Annotated in this window: 20 protein-coding genes; 14 read left to right on the forward strand and 6 right to left on the reverse strand. The window is 65.3% G+C overall.

Features of this window, described 5'->3' with window-relative positions; genetic code table 11:
* The first annotated feature begins 58 nt into the window (after positions 1-58).
* From AWJ14_RS00580 to ade, 13 genes are all read left to right on the forward strand, one after another.
* Complete coding sequence (locus AWJ14_RS00580) at positions 59-1,309, forward strand: Zn-dependent hydrolase (protein ID WP_066173459.1); 1,251 nt, start codon at positions 59-61, stop codon at positions 1,307-1,309.
* Positions 1,306-1,995 carry a hypothetical protein gene (locus AWJ14_RS22080; protein WP_139112481.1) on the forward strand — a complete coding sequence of 230 codons (690 nt, stop codon included), beginning with the start codon at positions 1,306-1,308 and terminating at the stop codon, positions 1,993-1,995. The genes AWJ14_RS00580 and AWJ14_RS22080 overlap by 4 nt, the downstream gene beginning before the upstream one ends.
* 158 nt (positions 1,996-2,153) lie before the next feature.
* The gene (locus tag AWJ14_RS00590) at positions 2,154-2,357 is read left to right on the forward strand and encodes a hypothetical protein (RefSeq protein ID WP_066173464.1); all 204 of its coding nucleotides are present in this window, start codon (positions 2,154-2,156) and stop codon (positions 2,355-2,357) included.
* Between the two features lie 153 nt (positions 2,358-2,510).
* Positions 2,511-3,272 (forward strand): class II aldolase/adducin family protein, encoded by a 762-nt coding sequence (locus AWJ14_RS00595; protein WP_066173466.1) that lies wholly within the window; start codon positions 2,511-2,513, stop codon positions 3,270-3,272.
* 147 nt (positions 3,273-3,419) lie between these two features.
* A complete protein-coding gene (locus tag AWJ14_RS21815) occupies positions 3,420-3,875 on the forward strand; it encodes an endonuclease domain-containing protein (protein WP_139112482.1) in 456 nt (151 codons plus the stop codon).
* On the forward strand, positions 3,872-5,329 hold the full coding sequence (gene hydA / locus AWJ14_RS00605; protein ID WP_066173471.1) for a dihydropyrimidinase: 1,458 nt from the start codon (positions 3,872-3,874) through the stop codon (positions 5,327-5,329). Before AWJ14_RS21815 ends, hydA begins: the two co-directional genes overlap by 4 nt.
* A 240-nt stretch (positions 5,330-5,569) precedes the next feature.
* Entirely contained in the window at positions 5,570-6,352 is a 783-nt protein-coding gene (locus AWJ14_RS00610) for an ABC transporter ATP-binding protein (protein WP_066173473.1), read from the forward strand.
* A complete protein-coding gene (locus AWJ14_RS00615; protein WP_210183474.1) occupies positions 6,345-6,830 on the forward strand; it encodes a GNAT family N-acetyltransferase in 486 nt (161 codons plus the stop codon). Before AWJ14_RS00610 ends, AWJ14_RS00615 begins: the two co-directional genes overlap by 8 nt.
* On the forward strand, positions 6,827-7,162 hold the full coding sequence (locus AWJ14_RS00620) for a hypothetical protein (protein ID WP_066173478.1): 336 nt from the start codon (positions 6,827-6,829) through the stop codon (positions 7,160-7,162). Before AWJ14_RS00615 ends, AWJ14_RS00620 begins: the two co-directional genes overlap by 4 nt.
* Positions 7,162-8,046 (forward strand): ABC transporter permease, encoded by an 885-nt coding sequence (locus tag AWJ14_RS00625; RefSeq protein ID WP_066173481.1) that lies wholly within the window; start codon positions 7,162-7,164, stop codon positions 8,044-8,046. The genes AWJ14_RS00620 and AWJ14_RS00625 overlap by 1 nt, the downstream gene beginning before the upstream one ends.
* The gene (locus AWJ14_RS00630) at positions 8,043-9,152 is read left to right on the forward strand and encodes an ABC transporter permease (RefSeq protein WP_066173484.1); all 1,110 of its coding nucleotides are present in this window, start codon (positions 8,043-8,045) and stop codon (positions 9,150-9,152) included. The genes AWJ14_RS00625 and AWJ14_RS00630 overlap by 4 nt, the downstream gene beginning before the upstream one ends.
* Positions 9,153-9,184: 32 nt before the next feature.
* Positions 9,185-10,150, forward strand: a complete 966-nt coding sequence (locus tag AWJ14_RS00635; protein ID WP_066173487.1) for an ABC transporter substrate-binding protein — start codon at positions 9,185-9,187, stop codon at positions 10,148-10,150.
* An 81-nt stretch (positions 10,151-10,231) separates the two neighbouring features.
* Entirely contained in the window at positions 10,232-11,932 is a 1,701-nt protein-coding gene (ade, locus tag AWJ14_RS00640; protein ID WP_066173490.1) for an adenine deaminase, read from the forward strand.
* An 87-nt stretch (positions 11,933-12,019) separates the two neighbouring features.
* On the opposite strand, the gene rirA is transcribed toward ade, so the two are convergent.
* The gene (gene rirA, locus AWJ14_RS00645; protein ID WP_066173491.1) at positions 12,020-12,472 is read right to left on the reverse strand and encodes an iron-responsive transcriptional regulator RirA; all 453 of its coding nucleotides are present in this window, start codon (positions 12,470-12,472) and stop codon (positions 12,020-12,022) included.
* Positions 12,473-12,605: 133 nt separating this feature from the next.
* Here rirA and AWJ14_RS00650 point away from each other — a divergent pair, with 133 nt between their 5' ends.
* Positions 12,606-13,781 carry a serine hydrolase domain-containing protein gene (locus AWJ14_RS00650; RefSeq protein WP_066173495.1) on the forward strand — a complete coding sequence of 392 codons (1,176 nt, stop codon included), beginning with the start codon at positions 12,606-12,608 and terminating at the stop codon, positions 13,779-13,781.
* 3 nt (positions 13,782-13,784) lie between these two features.
* Here the strand turns inward: AWJ14_RS00650 and AWJ14_RS00655 are convergent, their stop codons facing one another.
* The 5 genes from AWJ14_RS00655 to AWJ14_RS22620 form a co-directional block, all read right to left on the reverse strand.
* A complete protein-coding gene (locus AWJ14_RS00655; RefSeq protein WP_066173498.1) occupies positions 13,785-14,936 on the reverse strand; it encodes an Mrp/NBP35 family ATP-binding protein in 1,152 nt (383 codons plus the stop codon).
* Between the two features lie 89 nt (positions 14,937-15,025).
* The gene (locus tag AWJ14_RS00660; RefSeq protein WP_066173501.1) at positions 15,026-16,063 is read right to left on the reverse strand and encodes an AbrB family transcriptional regulator; all 1,038 of its coding nucleotides are present in this window, start codon (positions 16,061-16,063) and stop codon (positions 15,026-15,028) included.
* Between the two features lie 120 nt (positions 16,064-16,183).
* The gene (locus tag AWJ14_RS00665; RefSeq protein WP_066173503.1) at positions 16,184-17,719 is read right to left on the reverse strand and encodes a tripartite tricarboxylate transporter permease; all 1,536 of its coding nucleotides are present in this window, start codon (positions 17,717-17,719) and stop codon (positions 16,184-16,186) included.
* Between the two features lie 10 nt (positions 17,720-17,729).
* Positions 17,730-18,161: a tripartite tricarboxylate transporter TctB family protein gene (locus tag AWJ14_RS00670; RefSeq protein ID WP_066173506.1), complete on the reverse strand. Its 432-nt coding sequence runs from the start codon at positions 18,159-18,161 to the stop codon at positions 17,730-17,732.
* 84 nt (positions 18,162-18,245) lie between these two features.
* Positions 18,246-18,805 (reverse strand): Bug family tripartite tricarboxylate transporter substrate binding protein (locus AWJ14_RS22620; RefSeq protein ID WP_280949297.1); only part of this gene is annotated, 560 nt, incomplete at its 5' end.

Here is an 18,805-nt window from a genome sequence, read left to right on the forward strand (position 1 = left end):
CCCCGTCCCGGGCCGGTTCCGGGATGGCCGAAACAAGACCAGACCACAGGAGCCAGCCATGTCCACGCCCGCCGCAAACCTTCGCATCAATGCCGACCGGCTGTGGGAGTCGCTGATGGAGATGGCGAAGATCGGGCCGGGCGTTGCTGGCGGCAACAACCGCCAGGCGCTGACCGACGAGGACGGCGAGGGCCGCAGGCTGTTCCAGCGCTGGTGCGAGGACGCAGGCCTGACCATGGGTGTCGACACCATGGGCAACATGTTCATGACCCGTCCCGGCACAGATCCCGAGGCGCTGCCGGTCTATGTCGGCAGCCACCTCGACACGCAGCCGACCGGCGGCAAATATGACGGCGTGCTCGGCGTACTTGGCGGCCTCGAACTGGTGCGCACCCTCAACGACCTCAACATCAAGACCAAGCACCCGATCGTCGTGGTCAACTGGACCAACGAGGAAGGCACCCGCTTCGCCCCCGCCATGCTCGCTTCCGGCGTTTTCGCGGGCATTCACACCCAGGACTGGGCCTATGACCGGGTCGACGCCAAGGGCAAGCGCTTCGGCGACGAACTGGAACGCATCGGCTGGAAGGGCGACGAGGAAGTGGGCGCGCGCAAGATGCATGCGCTGTTCGAACTCCATATCGAACAAGGTCCGATTCTCGAGGCCGAAGGCAAGGACATCGGCGTCGTCACCCACGGCCAGGGCTTGCGCTGGATCGAGTGCACGGTGACCGGCAAGGAAAGCCACACCGGCTCGACGCCGATGCCGATGCGCAAGAATGCCGGCCGCGGCCTCGCCCAGATCACCGAACTGGTGCACGAAATCGCCATGGACAACGCGCCCAATGCCGTCGGCGCGATCGGCCATGTCGACGTCTATCCCAATTCCCGCAACATCATTCCCGGCAAGGTGGTCTTCACCATCGATTTCCGCAGCCACGAACTCGATACGCTGAACGGCATGGTCGACCGGCTGATGGCGGAAGCCCCGAAGCTCTGCGAGGCGCTCGGCGTGAGCTTTTCGGCCGAGATCGTCGGCCAGTTCGACCCGCCGGAATTCGACCATGGCTGCGTCAAGGCGATCCGCGACGCCGCCGAGCGGCTCGGCTATTCGCACCGCGACATCATCTCCGGCGCGGGCCACGACGCCTGCTGGATCAACCGCGTGGCCCCGACCGCCATGGTGATGTGCCCCTGCGTCGACGGGCTCTCGCACAACGAGGCGGAAGAGATCTCGAAGGAATGGGCCGCCGCCGGCGCCGACGTGCTCTTGCATGCGGTGGTCGAGACCGCGGAGATTGTGGAGTGATCACGCCTAAAAATTTTCAGCAATTTCTCTTTCACGAATCTGCCAGGCCGGCGGACGTTAAAGAGACTGTCCGCCACTTGCGCGGCACCAAAATAAGACAACGTAATGCTCGATACTCGCTGCCAGAGAGCCTTGTGGGATCTGTCTTTTCGATAAATGTTCGCCCAGCTGCTTGGGAAAACGTGCTTCGTAACCTTAATGACTTTGCTGAATGGACGAACCTAAGTGACGAGGAGAGACGTGGGCTGTCGCTGACTGATCTCCTGGAATTAGCCGATGGGCCGAGAGAATTTGAGCGCGATGTGTTCGAAAACTCTCAGCTTACTTCGCCCCGTGGCGGCATAACAAAAGCGCATGCGGTTATGAAGATCGCCCGCATCCTCAAGAATAACGGAATTGATAAATTATCTGATCTCAATTGTATGCCTCTAATGGAATCATATCGCCACATTCGACAGATCCCTGGACAAAGCAATGGTGTCGCTTTTGTCTTTATGCTCATCCTGGCTGGCTGGAAGGACATGGTGAAACCTGACCGTCGGGTGAAAACTCAGATGGAAAAAATCCTGAATAGAACGCTACAGCCACACTATGCAGCTGAGGTGCTCCGAGAAGCTGCCTTTGTCATGAAAGTGAATCCCTCGGACCTTGATCTCACGCTTTGGCAGATGGCTGATGCGGCATAATCTGACAAGCAAAGGACAAATTATGCTGACGACAGTAACTCCACTGAAATGGGCCGGCGCCGATGTGCTCTTGCATGCGGTGGTGGAGACCGCGGAGATTGTGGAGTGAGCGGTCTTCACCTATATTCGGTTGATCCCGTTTACCCGGAGCGCGCCTCATGTCGCCGGCTGCAGAAAACCTCGTGCTCGAACATCTTCGCGCCATCCGCGCGACGGTGGATCGCCTCGCCGACGACATGCTCGAGGTCAAGGGCCGGCTCGGCCTCATCGAGATGCAATATGCCAGCGTGTCCAACCGGCTCGACCGGATGGACGAGCGCGTCTCCCGAATCGAGAAGCGGCTCGGGCTCATCGAGGCCTGAACCGCACACCGGGCGCGCCGCCCGCAACGCCCCTGCCTGCCGCACCGCGCAGGCAGACGGCCCCCTCACCTTTCGCGCCCGCCGGCCTTTCCCCGGGGAGGCCGCGTGTTTGGACGCAGGCGGGGCGCTGAGACCGACCATCAGGAGGATCCCATGAACGTGACCACACCGATTGCCGCCCAGACGAGCGCCGACGAGCAGCAACTGCGCATCGACCTTGCCGCCGCCTTGCGGCTCGCGGCCTATTACGGCTGGCACGAGGGGGTGGCCAACCATTTCTCCGCCGCCGTCTCGCCGGACGGCAAGAAGTTCCTGATGAACCCGCGATGGAAGCATTTCTCGCATGCCAAGGCGAGCGAACTCCTGCTGATCGACGCCGACGATCCCGACACCATGAACCGGCCCGATGCGCCCGATCCGTCGGCCTGGGCGATCCATGGCGCGATCCACCGCCACGTGCGGCACGGCCGCGTGGCGCTGCACCTGCATCCGCCGCACGCCACAGCGCTTGCCGGCCTCAAGGACCCTTCGATCAAGCCGATCGACCAGACCACGGCGCGCTTCTTCAACCGGTTGGCGATCGACATGGAGTTCGGTGGCATCGCCAGCGAGGAGGCCGAGGGCGAGCGCATCGCCGCCTCGGTCGGCAATTATTCGGCGGTGATGATGGCCAATCACGGCGTGACCACGCTGGCCGGCACCGTCGCCGAGGCCTTTGATGCGATGTACCACCTCGAACGCGCCGCCCGCACCATGGTGCTCGCCTATTCCACCGGCCAGCCGCTCAACGTGATGAATGACGAATTGGCCGAGTCGGTCGCCCGTGAGTGGGAGGTCTACAAGGACGCCGAATTCGCCCATTTCGAGGAAATGAAGCGCGTGCTCGACCGGGAAAACCCGGGCTATGCGGAGTGAGATCGCCAGCGGATTGGATCAGGGGTACTTGAACGAGACATGATCGAGGACGCGCACAATGCCGGAGGTTCCTCACCTCTCCCCCAGGGGGAGAGGTCGGGCGCCGCATCGCGGCGTCCGGGTGAGGGGGGCTTCGCCCCAAAACCGATGCCCACGACCAAGGCACTGGCGCGCAGCATGCGCACCCAACCGACCGACGCGGAACATCTGCTTTGGCAACAACTCCGCAACCGCCTCCTCAACGGCTACCGGTTCTCGCGCCAGGTGCGCATCGGTCGCTTTATCTGCGATTTTTGCTGCCGCAGTGAAAAACTGGTCGTGGAACTCGACGGCAGCCAGCACGCCTTGAATGAACCCAGGGACGCCCGCCGCACGGCATGGCTGACAGCGAATGGCTACAGCGTGCTGAGGTTCTGGAACGACGAAATCGTCTACGAACGTGGCGCCGTGCTCGACACTATACTCGCCGCACTGGAGGGGCGCCTCGAACCCCCTCACCCAACTCAGGCATCTGCTCAGCTTCGCTTCGCAGTGCCTTCCTATCCCTCTCCCCGTCGGGGAGAGGGAACGACCGATCGCCATCACCCGGGAGACCAGCCATGAGCACCACTGTCATCAAGAACGGAACCATCGTCACCGCCGACCTGACCTACAAGGCGGATGTGCTGATCGAGGGCGGGGTGATCACCGCGATCGGGCCGAACCTGATGGGCGAGACCTCGCTCGACGCCACCGGCTGCTACGTGATGCCGGGCGGCATCGATCCGCACACCCATCTCGAAATGCCCTTCATGGGCACCTATTCGACCGACGATTTCGAAAGCGGCACGCGCGCGGCGCTTGCCGGCGGCACCACCATGGTGATCGATTTCGCGCTCCCCTCGCCCGGCCAGTCGCTGCTCGAGGCGATCACCATGTGGGACAACAAGTCGACGCGGGCCAATTGCGACTACTCCTTCCATATGGCGATCACCTGGTGGGGCGAGCAGGTGTTCAACGAGATGGAAACGGTGGTGAAGGACAAGGGGATCACCACCTTCAAGCACTTCATGGCCTACAAGGGCGCGCTGATGGTCGATGACGACGAGATGTACGCCTCCTTCAGCCGTGTCGGCGAACTGGGCGGCATCGCCATGGTCCATGCTGAAAACGGCGACGTGGTGGCCCAGCTGCAGCAGAAGCTCTTGGCCGCCGGCAACAACGGCCCCGAAGCCCATGCCTATTCGCGGCCCGCGGAAGTCGAGGGCGAGGCCACCAACCGCGCGATCATGATCGCCGACATGACCGGCACGCCGCTCTATGTGGTGCACACCTCCTGCGAACAGAGCCACGAGGCGATCCGCCGCGCCCGCCAGAAGGGCATGCGCGTCTGGGGCGAGCCGCTGATCCAGCACCTGACGCTCGACGAAAGCGAATATGCGCACCCCGACTGGGACCACGCCGCGCGCCGGGTGATGAGCCCGCCCTTCCGCAACAAGCTGCACCAGGATTCACTCTGGGCCGGGCTGTCGGCGGGCTCGCTGCAGGTGGTCGCCACCGACCACTGCGCCTTCACCACCGAGCAGAAGCGCTATGGCGTCGGCGATTTCACCAAGATCCCGAACGGCACCGGCGGGCTCGAGGACCGCATGCCGATGCTCTGGACCTATGGCGTGGGGACCGGCCGGCTGACCATGAACGAGTTCGTGGCCGTGACTTCCACCAACATCGCCAAGATCTTGAACTGCTACCCGAAGAAGGGCGCGGTGCTGGTGGGTGCGGACGCCGACCTGGTGGTGTGGGATCCGGAGAAGTCGAAGACCATCAGCGCCGGAACGCAGCAGTCGGCGATCGATTACAACGTGTTCGAGGGCAAGCATGTCAAGGGCCTGCCGCGCTTCACGCTGACCCGCGGCCATGTGGCGATCCACGACGGCGAGGTCCGCACCGAGGAAGGCCACGGCAAGTTCGTGGCCCGCAAGCCGGTCACGCCCACCAACACCGCGCTGTCGACCTGGAAGGAACTCACCTCGCCCCGCAAGGTCGAACGCTCGGGCATTCCGGCGAGCGGGGTATAATGGAAGGTGCCGCCCCTCCCTCCCCCTTGAGGGGAAGGATCAAGGGTGGGGGTGAAGCGGCACGAAACGCGGGCCTTCCCCCACCCCTTCCAAGGGTGGAGGAGAGCGCAAAACAGAACGAGACCCGGCAGCACCCACCTTCCGCCAAGCCGGGCGCGATGGCATAAAACTTGCGACAGGCCCAAGGGGCGAGCATGACAGGACGATCGGGGAACCCAATGAAACAAAAAGCGGCAGCCCATGCCTGAGACAGTCATTTCCGCCCAAAATCTGGACTTGACCTTCGAGACCAATGACGGGCCGGTACACGCGCTCAAGAACATCGATCTCGACATCCGCGAGGGCGAGTTCGTGTCGCTGATCGGCCCTTCGGGCTGCGGCAAGACCACGCTTCTGCGCGTGATCGCCGATCTCGAAAAGCCCACCGGCGGCCGCATGACCATCAACGGCATGACGCCGGAACAGGCCCGGCTCGCCCGCGCCTATGGCTATGTGTTCCAGCAGGCGGCGCTCCTGCCCTGGCGCACCATCGAGGACAATGTGGCGCTGCCGCTCGAGGTGATGGGCGTCGACAAGGCGACCCGTACCCAGCGCATCAGGAGCAATCTCGATCTCGTCAACCTGTCGGGCTTCGAGAAGAAGTTTCCCTGGCAACTGTCGGGCGGCATGCAGCAGCGCGCCTCGATCGCCCGCGCGCTCGCGGTGGAACCGCAGATGCTCCTGATGGACGAGCCCTTCGGCGCGCTCGACGAGATCGTCCGCGACCACCTCAACGAACAGCTGCTCAAACTCTGGGCAAAGACGAAGAAGACCGTGGTGTTCGTCACCCACTCGATCCCCGAGGCCGTGTTCCTGTCGACCCGGATCGTGGTGATGAGTCCCCGGCCCGGGCGCATCCACGAGATCATCGACTGCGATCTCGGCTACGACCGTCCGCTCGACATCCGCGAGACGCCGGAATTCCTGAAGATCGCCCACCAGGTGCGCGAGGGGCTGAAGGCGGGACACAGCTATGATGAGTAGCGCCGCCCTGACCATGGAACCGGCGCCCGTGATCCGCCCGGCGGAGGCCGGCGACCTTGCGGCCTGCGCGGCGATCATCAACGCCTATATCGACGCCACGCCCTGGCTGCCGCGCACGGCAAGCCGCGAGGCCATCGAGGACATGTTCGGCCCCGATCTCCTCGACCGGCGCGCGGTGTTCGTGGCGGAGGCCGGCGACGGGGTCGCCGGCTATCTGTCGATGGACCCGGAAGCAGGCTTCATCCACGCGCTGTACCTGAAGCCCGGCCATCGCGGCCAGGGCCTCGGCAAGGCCTTGCTCGACGCCGCCAAGCATGCGCGGCCGCAGGGCTACGAGCTCACCGTGTTCGAACCCAATACCGAAGCGCAGCGGTTCTACCGGCGCGAGGGGATGATCGAGGTGCCCGAAGGCCGCACCGCCGACACCGAGGAAGGCGTGCCGACCTTGCTGATGCGCTGGCCGGGAGGGATCGCATGAGCCCGTCGCTGATGCTCTGGCTTGCCGCCGCAATGGCCGTGTTCCTGGCAGGCGCCAGCAGCCTGAGGCTCTATGTCGACCGGCCGTCGGTCTGGCTGCTGGTGCTCGCCATCGGGCTCTATTCGGCCGGCAACCTGATGATGGTGCGGCTGATGCGCGAAAGCGGGCTCGCGGTGGCGATGTCGCTGTCGGCCGTGCTGCAACTGGTGCTGATCAATGCCGTCGGGCTGATGATCTTCGGCGAGCGGCCGACCAACATGCAGATCGGCGGCATCACGCTCGGCATCGTCGCCGTGACGCTGATCGTCTGGCCGCAGGGGAGGCAGGGATGATGGGCGCGAGCTTTGTGAAGGACCGGCTGTTTCCGGTCATGACCATCCTGCTTGCGATCCTCGCGATCTGGTATGTCGCCGCCTATTCCATGAACGCGCCGTTCCAACGCGATTTCGACCGGCGCGCGGGCGAAACCCGCACCGGCACGGAATTCTTCATGGCCACCATGAGCCAGCCCAAGCCCACCATGCCCGCACCGCACCAGGTGGCCGAGAACCTCTGGAAGAACACGCTGACGGTGAAGCCGTGGTCGAAGCGCAGCCTGGTCTACCATTCCTGGGTCACGCTCTCGGCCACGCTTCTGGGCTTTGCCATGGGCACCGCGCTCGGCGTGGTGATCGCCATCGGCATCGTCCACGTTCCCGCGCTCGACCGCTCGTTCCTGCCCTGGATCATCGCCTCGCAGACCATCCCGATTCTCGCGGTCGCGCCGATGATCATCGTGCTGCTCTCCGCCATCGGCGTGACCGGGCTTCTGCCCAAGGCGCTGATCTCGACTTATCTCTCGTTCTTCCCGGTCGCCGTCGGCATGGTCAAGGGCCTGCGCTCGCCGGACGTTCTGCATCTCGACCTGATGCGCACCTATTCGGCAAGCCGGGCCCAGACGCTCTGGAAGCTCAGGCTCCCCGCCTCGATGCCGTTCTTCTTCGCCTCGATGAAGGTCGCCATCGCCGCATCGCTGATCGGCGCCATCGTCGGCGAACTGCCGACCGGCGCGGTGGCCGGCATCGGCTCCAAGCTGCTCGCGGGCTCCTACTACTCGCAGACGGTCGACATCTTCGCGGCCCTGATCGCGGGCTCGATCGTCGCCATCCTGCTCGTGAGCCTGGTCGATCTCGTCGGCCGCCTGGTCAATGCCCGCATGGGAGCGAAGACTCCATGAGCGCGATCCGGATCAACTGGCAGGCGCTGCTCGCGCTGATCGCCACCCTCGCAAGCCTCACCGCCCTGCCCTACACGGCGAGCATGAGCGCAGGCTTCTCGCTCGCGGTGGCGGCCCTGCTGCTTGCCGGTGCGGTGTTGTCGATGCTGCGGCTTGCCTCCGCGCTCGAGGCGCTGGTGCTGCTCATCGCAAGCTTCGGCGCGGCGGGCATGCTGATCACTGGGCTGGAGAGCGCCACCGGCACCGCCACCGCCGGCTATTTCGCAAGCCTCGCCGCCGCCTGGCTCCTGGGCTGGCGGCTGGTGACGGTGATGTCGGGCGACGGCAGCCGCTCGGACCGCACCGCCGGGATCGTGGCCATCACCGTGCCGGCGCTGTTCGGCATCTGGGTGCTGATCCTGTGGGAATGCATCGTGCGCGGCGCAGGCGTTCCCTTCGTGCTGTTGCCGCCGCCTTCGGCCATCGGCATCCGCATCAGCGAGTCGCTGCCGATCCTCGCCGCAGACTTCCGCCAGACCGTGCTCAAGGCCGTGCTGTTCGGCTATGTCGTGGGCTGTCTCGCAGGCTTTCTGGTCGCCATCCTCGCCGACCGCTTCCGCTTCTTTGCCAACGGCCTGCTGCCGGTCGGCAACATGGTCTCGGCGCTGCCGATGATCGGGATCGCGCCGGTGATGGTGATCTGGTTCGGCTTCGACTGGCAGTCCAAGGCCGCCGTCGTCATCGTCATGACCTTCTTCCCGATGCTGGTCAACACGCTCGCCGGCCTTGCCGCCACCAGCGAGATGGAGCGCGACCTGATGCGCACCTATGGCGCCACGCACTGGCAGGTGCTCTTGAAGCTCAGGATGCAGGCGGCCATGCCCTTCATCTTCAACGCGCTGAAGATCAACTCCACGCTGGCGCTGATCGGCGCCATCGTGGCCGAGTTCTTCGGCACGCCGATCGTCGGCATGGGGTTCCGCATTTCGACCGAAGTGGGTCGAATGAACCTGGACATGGTCTGGGCCGAAATCGCCCTTGCGGCCATCGTCGGGTCCTTGTTCTATGGGGCGCTTGCACTTCTCGAGCGCACCGTCACATTCTGGCACCCGAGCTATCGGAGATGATCGACCGGGGCCTTAACCAGAGGAGAACGTCAATGAAAACAAAAATCGGACTGACACTCGCATTCGCCATGACGCTGATGGCCGGCGCCGCCCATGCCGCCGACAAGGTGACCCTGCAGCTCAAATGGGTGGCCCAGTCGCAGTTCGCGGGCTATTTCGTCGCCAAGGACAAGGGTTTCTACGAGGAAGCCGGCCTCGATGTCGAAATCAAGCCCGGCGGCCCGGACATCGCGCCTGAGCAGGTGATCGCCGGCGGCGGCGCCGACGTGATCGTCGACTGGATGGGCGGCGCGCTCGCAGCCCGCGAAAAGGGCGTGGGCCTCGTCAACATCGCCCAGCCCTACAAGAAGGCCGGCATGGAAATGGTCTGCCCCGCCGACGGTCCGATCAAGACCACCGACGACTTCAAGGGCCACACCCTCGGCGTCTGGTTCTACGGCAACGAATATCCGTTCTTCGCCTGGATGAACAAGCTCGGCCTCTCCACCGAAGGCGGCCCGGATGGCGTGACCGTGCTCAAGCAGAGCTTCGACGTGCAGCCGCTGATCCAGAAGCAGGCCGACTGCATCTCGGTCATGACCTACAACGAATATTGGCAGCTGATGGACGCCGGCTACAAGCCGGAAGACCTGATCGTGTTCAACTATTCGGAAATGGGCAACGACCTGCTCGAGGACGGCCTCTACGCGATGGAAGACGACCTCAAGGATCCGGCCTTCAAGGAAAAGATGGTCAAGTTCGTCAAGGCTTCGATGAAGGGCTGGGAATATGCCATCGCCAACCCGGATGAAGCCGCCGAAATCGTCATGGACAATGGCGGCCAGGACGAGAACCACCAGAAGCGGATGATGGGCGAAGTGGCCAAGCTGATCGGCGAGCCCGATGCCAAGCTGATCCCGGAAGCCTATGAGCGCACCGCCAAGGCTCTGCTCGACCAGAAGATCATCACCAAGGAGCCGGAAGGCGCCTGGACGTCGGAAATCACCGACGCGATGTAAGCCCGTTTCGGGCTATGCTTCGCCGGCCGGCAGAACTGCCGGCCGGTTTCTTGTTTGTAGGATGCACGAGAGGGAACGGGCATGACAGGCAGACTCGGCGACATGATCGAGCAGGGCCAGGGCAAGGCGCCCGCCGACCTCGTGCTCAAGGGCGGGCGGCTGTTCGACCTGACGACGGGACACTTGCGCGATGGCGACATCGCCATCTGCGGCGACCGCATCGTCGGCACGCTCGAAACCTATGAAGGCGTCGAGGAGATCGACATTTCCGGCCGCATCGTCGTGCCGGGCTTCATCGACACGCATCTGCATATCGAAAGCTCGCTCGTCACGCCGCACGAATTCGACCGCTGCGTGCTGCCGCGCGGGGTCACGACCGTGATCTGCGACCCGCACGAGATCGCCAATGTGCTCGGAAGCGAGGGCATCCGGTATTTCCTCGATTGTTCGCTCCAGACCATCATGGACATTCGCGTGCAGCTGTCGAGTTGCGTGCCCGCCACCCATCTCGAGACCGCCGGCGCCCGGCTCGACATCGACGACCTCCTGCCGTTCCGCGACCACCCGAAGGTGATCGGCCTCGCCGAATTCATGAATTTTCCCGGCGTGCTCGCAAAAGACCCTGCCTGCATGGCCAAGCTCGAAGCCTTTCAGGGCGGGCACATCGACGGCCATGCGCCGCTGCTCCGGGGCCTCGGCCTCAACGGCTATCTCGCCGCCGGCATCCGCACCGAGCACGAATCCACCACCGCCGAAGAAGCGCTCGAGAAGATGGCGAAGGGCATGCATGTGCTGGTGCGCGAGGGCTCGGTCAGCCGCGATCTCGATGCGCTGATCCCGATCATCACCGAGCGCAACTCGCCGTTCCTGGCGCTGTGCACCGACGACCGCAACCCGCTCGACATCGCCGAGCACGGCCATCTCGACTACATGATCCGGCATGCGATCGCGAAGGGCGTCGAGCCGCTGGCGATCTACCGTGCCGCCTCGATCTCGGCCGCCCGCGCCTTCGGGCTTCGCGATCGCGGCCTGGTGGCGCCCGGCTGGCGCGCCGATCTCGTCGTGCTCGACAGCCTGGAAGAGTGCCGCGCCGAGATGGTGTTTTCGGCCGGCAGGCTGGTCACCGACGCGCTGTTTGCCGCCCGCTCAACCACTGCGCCGGTGGGCACCGACAGCGTGCACGCGCCGCAACTCAGCGCAGCCTCGTTCACGGTGAGGAAGAACCAGACCATCACCCCGGTGATCGGCATCATCCCGGGCCAGATCATCACCGAGCGGCGCGATCTCGATCTGGCGATCGAGAAGGGCGAAAAGCGCATCGACCACGACCGCGACATCCTCAAGGTCGCCGTCATCGAGCGGCATGGCCGGAACGGCAACATCGCCACCGGTTTCGTCCAGGGTTTCGGCCTGAAGCGTGGCGCGATCGCCTCCACCGTCGGCCATGACAGCCACAATATCTGCGTGGTCGGCGCCGACGAGGCGGACATGGCGGTGGCCGCCAACCGGCTGAGCGAAATCCGCGGCGGTTTCGTGGTCACCGAGGGCGGCAAGGTCGTCGCCGAGATCGCCCTGCCGGTCGCGGGCCTGATGAGCGAGTTGCCCTACGAGGCCGTGCGCGAGACGCTGGTTCCGCTGCGGGCGGCGGCGCGCGCGCTCGGCGGCACGCTGGAGGAACCGTTCCTGCAGCTCGCCTTCCTGCCGCTGCCGGTGATCCCGCATCTCAAGATTTCCGATCGCGGCATGATCGATGTCGACGCCTTCGAGATCATCGATCCGTAGGCCGACGGGATGGACCCGCGCACGCGGCGCGGGAGCACTGCGGCCGTGTCACGGTCCGGGACGTGGGGAAAGGCCGATGAGGCGCGGTCAGGCGGCCGAGTGCTGCTCGTCGAGACCGAGCAGGAAGTTGATGGAGGGCCGCGCCTTGACCAGATCGTCGATCGAATAGGTCGACAGCACGTCGAAGAAGGCGCCGAGCGCCTTGCGCAACGCGGCATTGAACCCGCAGGAATCGACCAGCGGGCATTCGATCGCATCGCTCTCGAAGCATTCCGCCATGGCAAAGCCTTCCTCGGTGACCTTGACCACGTCGAGAAGCGAGATCTTGTCGGCGGTGCGTCCGAGCCGGATGCCGCCGTTGCGCCCGCGCACCGATTCGATCAGCCCGGCCTTCGTCAGCGGCTGCAGGATCTTGAACAGGAACAGTTCGGAGACCGAATAGGCCTTCGCAATGTCGCCGATGCGGCTCAACTGCCCGTCATTGGCGGCGCAATACATCAGAATCCGCACCGCGTAGTTGGTTTGGCGTGTCAACCGCATTATCGTGCTCCGGTCCTTGGGTTCCGCTTCCAATCGGAAGTTCTGGCAGTTTAGAATGCTTCTAGAAAAAGGAAACCCTTTTATTCAAGTTTATTTTCCGGCCAAGTCCGTGGCCGACGATACGAGGAAAACCATGACGCGCGCCACTGAATTCGAAGCAATCAACGGGTTTCGGCGGGAAACTGTCAACCTGGCCAATTGGCGCACCCGCCCCTACAGCTTCTGGTCGTTCCGGAATGTGGCGGAAATGGTGCGCTCCGCGCGAATCAGCACCGGCAGCAGCGCGCCCCTCCCGGCCCCGGTCGACAATCCGGACCTGCTCGCCCGCACGGTCTCCGACGGCACAAGCGTTGCCGACGAACTGGTCCGCAGCGAGGTCGACAGCTTCGTGCTTTCGAAGAAAGGCAGCATCGTCGCCGAATGGCACGCGCCCGGGGTCAAGCGCGAAGACCCGCATCTGGTGTTCTCGATCTCGAAATCGGTCACCGCGCTGGTGGCCGGCATCCTCGAGGACCAGGGCGTGCTCGATCCGGAAACGCCGGTGGGCGAAATCGTGCCCGAAGCCAGGGGCAGCGCCTATGAAGACGCCACCGTGCGACACCTGCTCGACATGCGGGTGAGCCTCGATTTCGACGAATCCTACCTTTCGCAGGAAGACTATGCGCGCTACCGCCGGGCGATGTCCTGGAACCCGCCCTCGCCCGACGGCAAGGACGAGGCGATGCTCGCCTTTCTCACAAGCCTGAAGAAGGCCGCGCATCCCCATGGCGGCATCCACGACTATCTCTCGCCCAATTCGGACATGCTCGGCATCGTGCTCGAACGGGCGAGTGGCGAGCGCTTCCCCGAGCTCTGCGCGCGGCTGCTGTGGCGTCCGCTGGGCGCCACCGCCGACGCCATGATCACTGTCGATCCGGAAGGGGCGCCGCGCACGGCGGGCGGGGTCTCGTGCCGTCCGCACGACCTGCTCGCCCTGGGCCAGATGCTGCTCGACGGCGGCACCGTCAACGGCACCCGCATCGTCTCGCAACGCTGGATCAGCGACATGCAGCAGAACGGCGACCCGGAAGCCTGGCTCAACGGCTCGCAGGCCGTGTTCCTGACCCATGGCCGCTATCGCAGCAGCTGGTACCAGGTCGGCGGCGGCTCCAACGCCTTCCTTGCCGCCGGCATTCACGGCCAGTTTCTCTATTGCGACCCCGACACCGGCACGGCGCTGGTCTGCACCTCGTCGCAGAGCGAGCCGCAGAACGACGCCACCGACAAGCGCCTGCTCGGCATGTTCGCGATGCTCAGCCGCGAAGGCTGAGCCTCACTCGAACACGATGTCGGGCATCGTCCGCGCGCCGTCTCCGGACAGCTCTTCCAGACGCGCGCGGACCTTGGCGGCAATTTCGAGATAGACCTTGGCGTGCGGCCCCTCGGGGGCCGTCGCCACCACCGGCAGGCCGGCGTCGGAGGTCTCGCGGATCGGCATCGCCAGCGGCACCTCGCCCAGGAACGGCGCGCCGATCCGGGCCGCCTCCTGGCGTGCGCCGCCATGGCCGAAAATGTCGTGGCGGCCGCCGCAATCGGGGCAGACGAAATAGCTCATGTTCTCGATCAGGCCGAGCACCGGCACATTGACCTTGGCGAACATGTTGATCCCCTTGCGGGCGTCGATCAGCGCGAGATCCTGCGGCGTCGACACGATCACCGCGCCGGCGAGCGGCACGTTCTGCGCCATCGTCAGCTGCGCGTCGCCGGTGCCGGGCGGCATGTCGACCACCAGCAGGTCGAGTTCGCCCCAGGCGACCTCGCGCAGCATCTGGTTGAGCGCCGACATCACCATCGGCCCGCGCCAGATCATCGGCGTGTCTTCCTCGACCATGAAGCCCATCGACATGACCTTGAGGCCGTAATTCTGCATCGGCTTGAGCGTCCGGTCCTCGTTCTGCGCCGGACGTCCGGAGATGCCCAGGAGCCGCGGCATCGAGGGGCCGTAGATGTCGGCATCGAGCACGCCCACCCTGAGCCCCGTGGCCTGAAGCCCGAGCGCCAGGTTGACGGCGGTGGTGGACTTGCCGACCCCGCCCTTGCCCGAGGCAACCGCTATGATCGATGCGATGCCGGGAACCCCGGCCTTGGCGCGGCCCTGGGGAGCAGCGGCCTGCGGGGCCGCCTGCGGCGCGGCGGCGCGCGGGCTGGCCGGACGCGGCGGCGGCGTCGTGCCGGGCTCGCGGCTTGCGGTCAGCGCCACCATCGCGCCCTTGACGCCGGGCACGGTCTTGGCCGCCCGCTCGGCCGCTTCGCGCAGCGGCTCGAGTTCCTGCGCGCGCGCGGCGGGAACCGTGAGCGAGAAATACACCTTGCCATCGGCGATGAAGATCTCCGAGACCAGCCCCAGATCGACGATATTGCCTTCGAGATCCGGCCCCTTGACCGTCTTCAGCTTGGCCAGAACCTCTTCCTTGGTAACGCTCACATCGCACTCCGCATGTTGTCGTTTCGACACTCCCCACATAGTGCAGGCCGGCGGTCAATAAAACGGGGTCGGACGCAAAAACGTGGCGATCAAGGCCGATTGCGCCGGCTGCCGATCAGGAACACCGGCACCACCACCGTCAGCATCAGCAACCGCGCGACGTGATGCGAGGCGACAAAGGTCGGATCGATGGCGAGCACCACCGCGAGCGCCGCCATGGTTTCGAGCCCGCCCGGCGCAAAGGCGATCAGGATGGCGAGCAGATCCATGCCGGTGAACCAATGGGCAATCGCGCCGAACACGCCGGCGAACACGACGGCCACCAGCGTGACCATCAGCCCCGCGCTGAAGGCCCGGCGCAAATCCGGCCAGGTCACGCCCGAGAACCGGGAACCGATCAGCGCGCCGAGCGAAACGAAGGCGGCGGCGGCGAGCCAGGGCCACATCACGCCGCTGACGAGGCCCGAACCATGGGCGGCAAGGGAGACGAACATCCCGCCCAGCAGATAGGCTGCGGGCAGGCGCAGGCGGGCGAGCCCGAAGCCCGCGGCACCACCCGCAACGATCATCGCCAGCAGTGGCCAGACAGGGGTCACCGGCGGCGGCGTGAGCGTCTGCTCCGGGATCTGCCCGGCGAGCGCGACGGCAACCGGCACCAGCAGCGTCAGCGCCAGCACCCGGATCGACTGCACGATGCTGACGGTCTTGAGGTCGGCGCTGACCCCTTCGGTCAGGCCCAGGACATAGCTCAGATGCCCCGGCGACGACGACAGGAACGCGGTCACCGGATCCATGGACCACAGCCGCACCAGCGCCGCGCGGGTGACGAAGATGATGGCGAAGAGGCTGGCTGCGAGCGCGGCGAGCGTGACGGGCCAGGCGCGCATGGCGTCGAAGACCTCCGGCGTCACGCCCTGCCCGATGGTGAGTCCGAGCAGCACGAACACGGCGTTGCGGCCCTTGTGCGGCAGCGCCGCCGTCCTCATGCCCGCAAGTCCCGCCACCGTCACCGCGATCGCCGGCCCGGTCAGGAACGGCGCGGGAAAGCCGAGCAGATAGGTGACGCCCGCGCCGCATGCGGCAATGCCATAGGTGACGAGGGCGGTCTGCCAGGGCCCTTTTGCCATACTCTCGCTACTCCTGAAGCCGGTCGAACATTGGCATGGTCCACATCCGGAATCAGCCTTGCCGCTCCAACCTAAAGATACGGCCGCCGCATGCAAGGCGGCGGCCGCGCGGATCCGGTCTCAGTCCGGATCAGCCTCGCTGGCCATGCGCGGCAGCTTCGGACGGAAGAACCGGCCGCCGACGATCGGCAGGATGAAGCCGAAGAAGGCGAACAGCCACAGCCCGATCGACAGCGGCGAGGCCACCAGCGTGCTCCAGTCGCCGTCCGAAATGGTCATGGCGCGGCGCAAGTTGGCTTCCATCTGGTTGCCGAGAAGCACGCCGAGAATGACCGGCACCAGCGGCACTTCGAGCTTTCTCAGGATCCAGCCGAGCACGCCGAACAGCACCATCACCAGAAGGTCGAAGGTGGAGCCGGAAATGCCGTAGATGCCGACAAACGAGATCATCGCCACCGCCGGCATCAGGTAGCGCGGCGGCACCAGGAGCACCCGCACGAACAGGCTCACCATCGGGATGTTCATCACCAGAAGCATCAGGTTGCCGATGAACAGCGCCGCGATCAGGCCCCAGACCACATCCGGGTTGTTGGTGAAGAGAAGCGGCCCCGGCGTGATGTTGAGCGCGAGCAGCATGGCGAGCAGCACCGCGGTGGTGCCCGATCCCGGCACGCCGAGCGCGAGCATCGGCACGAGCGCGCCGCCGGCGGCGGCATTGTTGCCGGCCTCGGGGGCCGCCACGCCGCGCGGATCGCCGGTGCCGAAGGTGCCTTCCTTGTCGACCAGGCGCTTTTCCACCGAGTAGGAAATGAATGAGCCGAGCGAGGCGCCCGCGCCCGGCAGCACGCCGGCGAGGAAGCCCAGCACCGTCGAGCGCGCCATGGTCGGCGTGGTCTGCTTGAGCATCGACATCGGCGGCGTCAGCCGGCCGAGCTTGACGCCCGAGGCATCACCCGTGGCCTTCTCGGTGCCGCGGTGCTCGAGGAAGATGAACACTTCCGAGAGCGCGAACAGGCCGACGATCGCCACCAGGAAGTCGATGCCGTCATAGAGGTGCACCTCGCCGAAGGAGAAGCGCGGCACGCCGGTCTGCCCGTCGACGCCGATCATGGCGATGCCGAGCCCGAGGCCCGCGGCGAGCGCGGCCTTCGCCTGGTTCTTGCTGGCGATACCGCCGAGCGTGGCGAAGGCGAGCGCGAACAGCGCGAAATATTCGGCCGGGCCGAACAGCAGCGCCACCTTGACCAGTTGCGGGGCCAGGAACACCAGGCCCCAGGTGGCGAAGAAGGCACCGACGAAGGAGGCGATGCCCGACAGCGCCAGCGCCTCGCCGGCCATGCCTTTCTTGGCCATGGGATAGCCGTCGAGCGTGGTCATCAGCGCCGGCTCGTCGCCGGGAATGTTGAGCAGGATCGAGGAGATGCGGCCGCCATACATGGCGCCGTAATAGACGCTGGTCAGAAGGATCAGCGCCGGCGTGGCCGGCAGGCCGAGGGTGAAGGCGAGCGGAATGAGGATCGCCACGCCGTTCGAGGGCCCAAGCCCCGGCAGCGCGCCGATGATGGTGCCGAGAAAGCAGCCGATCAGCGCCAGCCCGAGATTTTCGAAAGTGAGCGCGATGGAAAACCCATGCGCGAGTGCGGAAAGTGTATCCATGATCCTGCCCTCAGAAGCCCCAGGGGCCGCGCGCGAGCGACAGTCCCAGGACAAGATGGAAGATGACGTAGATGCCGACCGAAATCGCCACGCCCGCGATCACCGCCTTGAGCGGCGGCGTGCCCAGGCGCCAGGACAGGTAGCCTGCGGTCACCGCCGTGGAGACCACGAAGCCCGCCACCGGCAGCGCATAGGCATAGGCGATCATCACCGCCACCGTCAGGCCGACCTCGAACAGGCGGCTGAAGTCCGGCCATTCGGGCTCGTCGTCTGGCTTGAACAGGATGGCCAGGCTCGAGACCGCGACCAGAACCCCGATGATGATCGGGAACGTCTTCGGTCCGACGGGATCGGAAATGAAGCTTTCCTGGATCAGCGTCGCCTGCCAGATGAAAAAGATAGCCAACAGGAGGCCCATGCCTCCCAGTATCCGGTCGCTCATGGCGCCCTCCCCCTAGATGTCCGGCTGATGCGTCAAACGAACGGTCTCCGCCCGCCGTGGCGGACGGAGACGCGCCGGCCGATCCTACTTGATCAGGCCGATTTCCTTGGAAATCTCGGTGATCGAAGCCACCGATTCGGCGACGAAGGCCTGGAAGTCGGCGCCGCGCAGGTCGAGCGGGGCCAGGCCGCTCTGGGTCATGGTTTCCTTCCACTCGGCGCTGTCATAGACCTTGCCGACGGCATCGACCCAGTAGTCATAGGCTTCGTCGGTCATGCCGCCGGGCGCGTAGAACCCGCGCCAGTTGGCGCCGATCACGTCGATGCCCTGTTCCTTGGCGGTCGGGAACGAGGAGAAGTCGCCTTCCAGGCGCTCGGGCGCAAGCACGGCCAGCACCTTGATGTCGCCGGAATCGACGAAGCCCTTGGCTTCGGAGGCGTCGCCGGTGAAGGCCTGGACCGAGCCGCCGAGCAGCTGCGTGACAGCCTCGCCGCCGCCGTCGAAGGCCACGTATTTGATGGTGCGGACATCATCGATGCCGGCCTTCTTGGCGGCGATCAGCACCTTGAGGTGGTCCCAGCCGCCAACGGCCGAACCGCCGGCCACCGACACCGAGGACGGATCCTTCTTGATCATGTCCATCA

Origin of the sequence: Parahoeflea olei (assembly GCF_001703635.1) — a bacterium.
In the GTDB taxonomy this organism is placed as follows: domain Bacteria; phylum Pseudomonadota; class Alphaproteobacteria; order Rhizobiales; family Rhizobiaceae; genus Hoeflea; species Hoeflea olei.

Excerpts from the sequence above, each read along its gene's own strand:
- AWJ14_RS00580 (WP_066173459.1), top strand. The coding sequence starts at position 59 with ATGTCCACGCCCGCCGCAAACCTTCGCATCAATGCCGACCGGCTGTGG.
- AWJ14_RS00590 (WP_066173464.1), top strand. The coding sequence starts at position 2,154 with ATGTCGCCGGCTGCAGAAAACCTCGTGCTCGAACATCTTCGCGCCATC.
- AWJ14_RS00595 (WP_066173466.1), top strand. The coding sequence starts at position 2,511 with ATGAACGTGACCACACCGATTGCCGCCCAGACGAGCGCCGACGAGCAG.
- AWJ14_RS21815 (WP_139112482.1), top strand. The coding sequence starts at position 3,420 with ATGCCCACGACCAAGGCACTGGCGCGCAGCATGCGCACCCAACCGACC.
- hydA (WP_066173471.1), top strand. The coding sequence starts at position 3,872 with ATGAGCACCACTGTCATCAAGAACGGAACCATCGTCACCGCCGACCTG.
- AWJ14_RS00610 (WP_066173473.1), top strand. The coding sequence starts at position 5,570 with ATGCCTGAGACAGTCATTTCCGCCCAAAATCTGGACTTGACCTTCGAG.
- AWJ14_RS00615 (WP_210183474.1), top strand. The coding sequence starts at position 6,345 with ATGAGTAGCGCCGCCCTGACCATGGAACCGGCGCCCGTGATCCGCCCG.
- AWJ14_RS00620 (WP_066173478.1), top strand. The coding sequence starts at position 6,827 with ATGAGCCCGTCGCTGATGCTCTGGCTTGCCGCCGCAATGGCCGTGTTC.
- AWJ14_RS00625 (WP_066173481.1), top strand. The coding sequence starts at position 7,162 with ATGGGCGCGAGCTTTGTGAAGGACCGGCTGTTTCCGGTCATGACCATC.
- AWJ14_RS00630 (WP_066173484.1), top strand. The coding sequence starts at position 8,043 with ATGAGCGCGATCCGGATCAACTGGCAGGCGCTGCTCGCGCTGATCGCC.
- AWJ14_RS00635 (WP_066173487.1), top strand. The coding sequence starts at position 9,185 with ATGAAAACAAAAATCGGACTGACACTCGCATTCGCCATGACGCTGATG.
- ade (WP_066173490.1), top strand. The coding sequence starts at position 10,232 with ATGACAGGCAGACTCGGCGACATGATCGAGCAGGGCCAGGGCAAGGCG.
- rirA (WP_066173491.1), bottom strand. The coding sequence starts at position 12,472 with ATGCGGTTGACACGCCAAACCAACTACGCGGTGCGGATTCTGATGTAT.
- AWJ14_RS00650 (WP_066173495.1), top strand. The coding sequence starts at position 12,606 with ATGACGCGCGCCACTGAATTCGAAGCAATCAACGGGTTTCGGCGGGAA.
- AWJ14_RS00660 (WP_066173501.1), bottom strand. The coding sequence starts at position 16,063 with ATGGCAAAAGGGCCCTGGCAGACCGCCCTCGTCACCTATGGCATTGCC.
- AWJ14_RS00665 (WP_066173503.1), bottom strand. The coding sequence starts at position 17,719 with ATGGATACACTTTCCGCACTCGCGCATGGGTTTTCCATCGCGCTCACT.
- AWJ14_RS00670 (WP_066173506.1), bottom strand. The coding sequence starts at position 18,161 with ATGAGCGACCGGATACTGGGAGGCATGGGCCTCCTGTTGGCTATCTTT.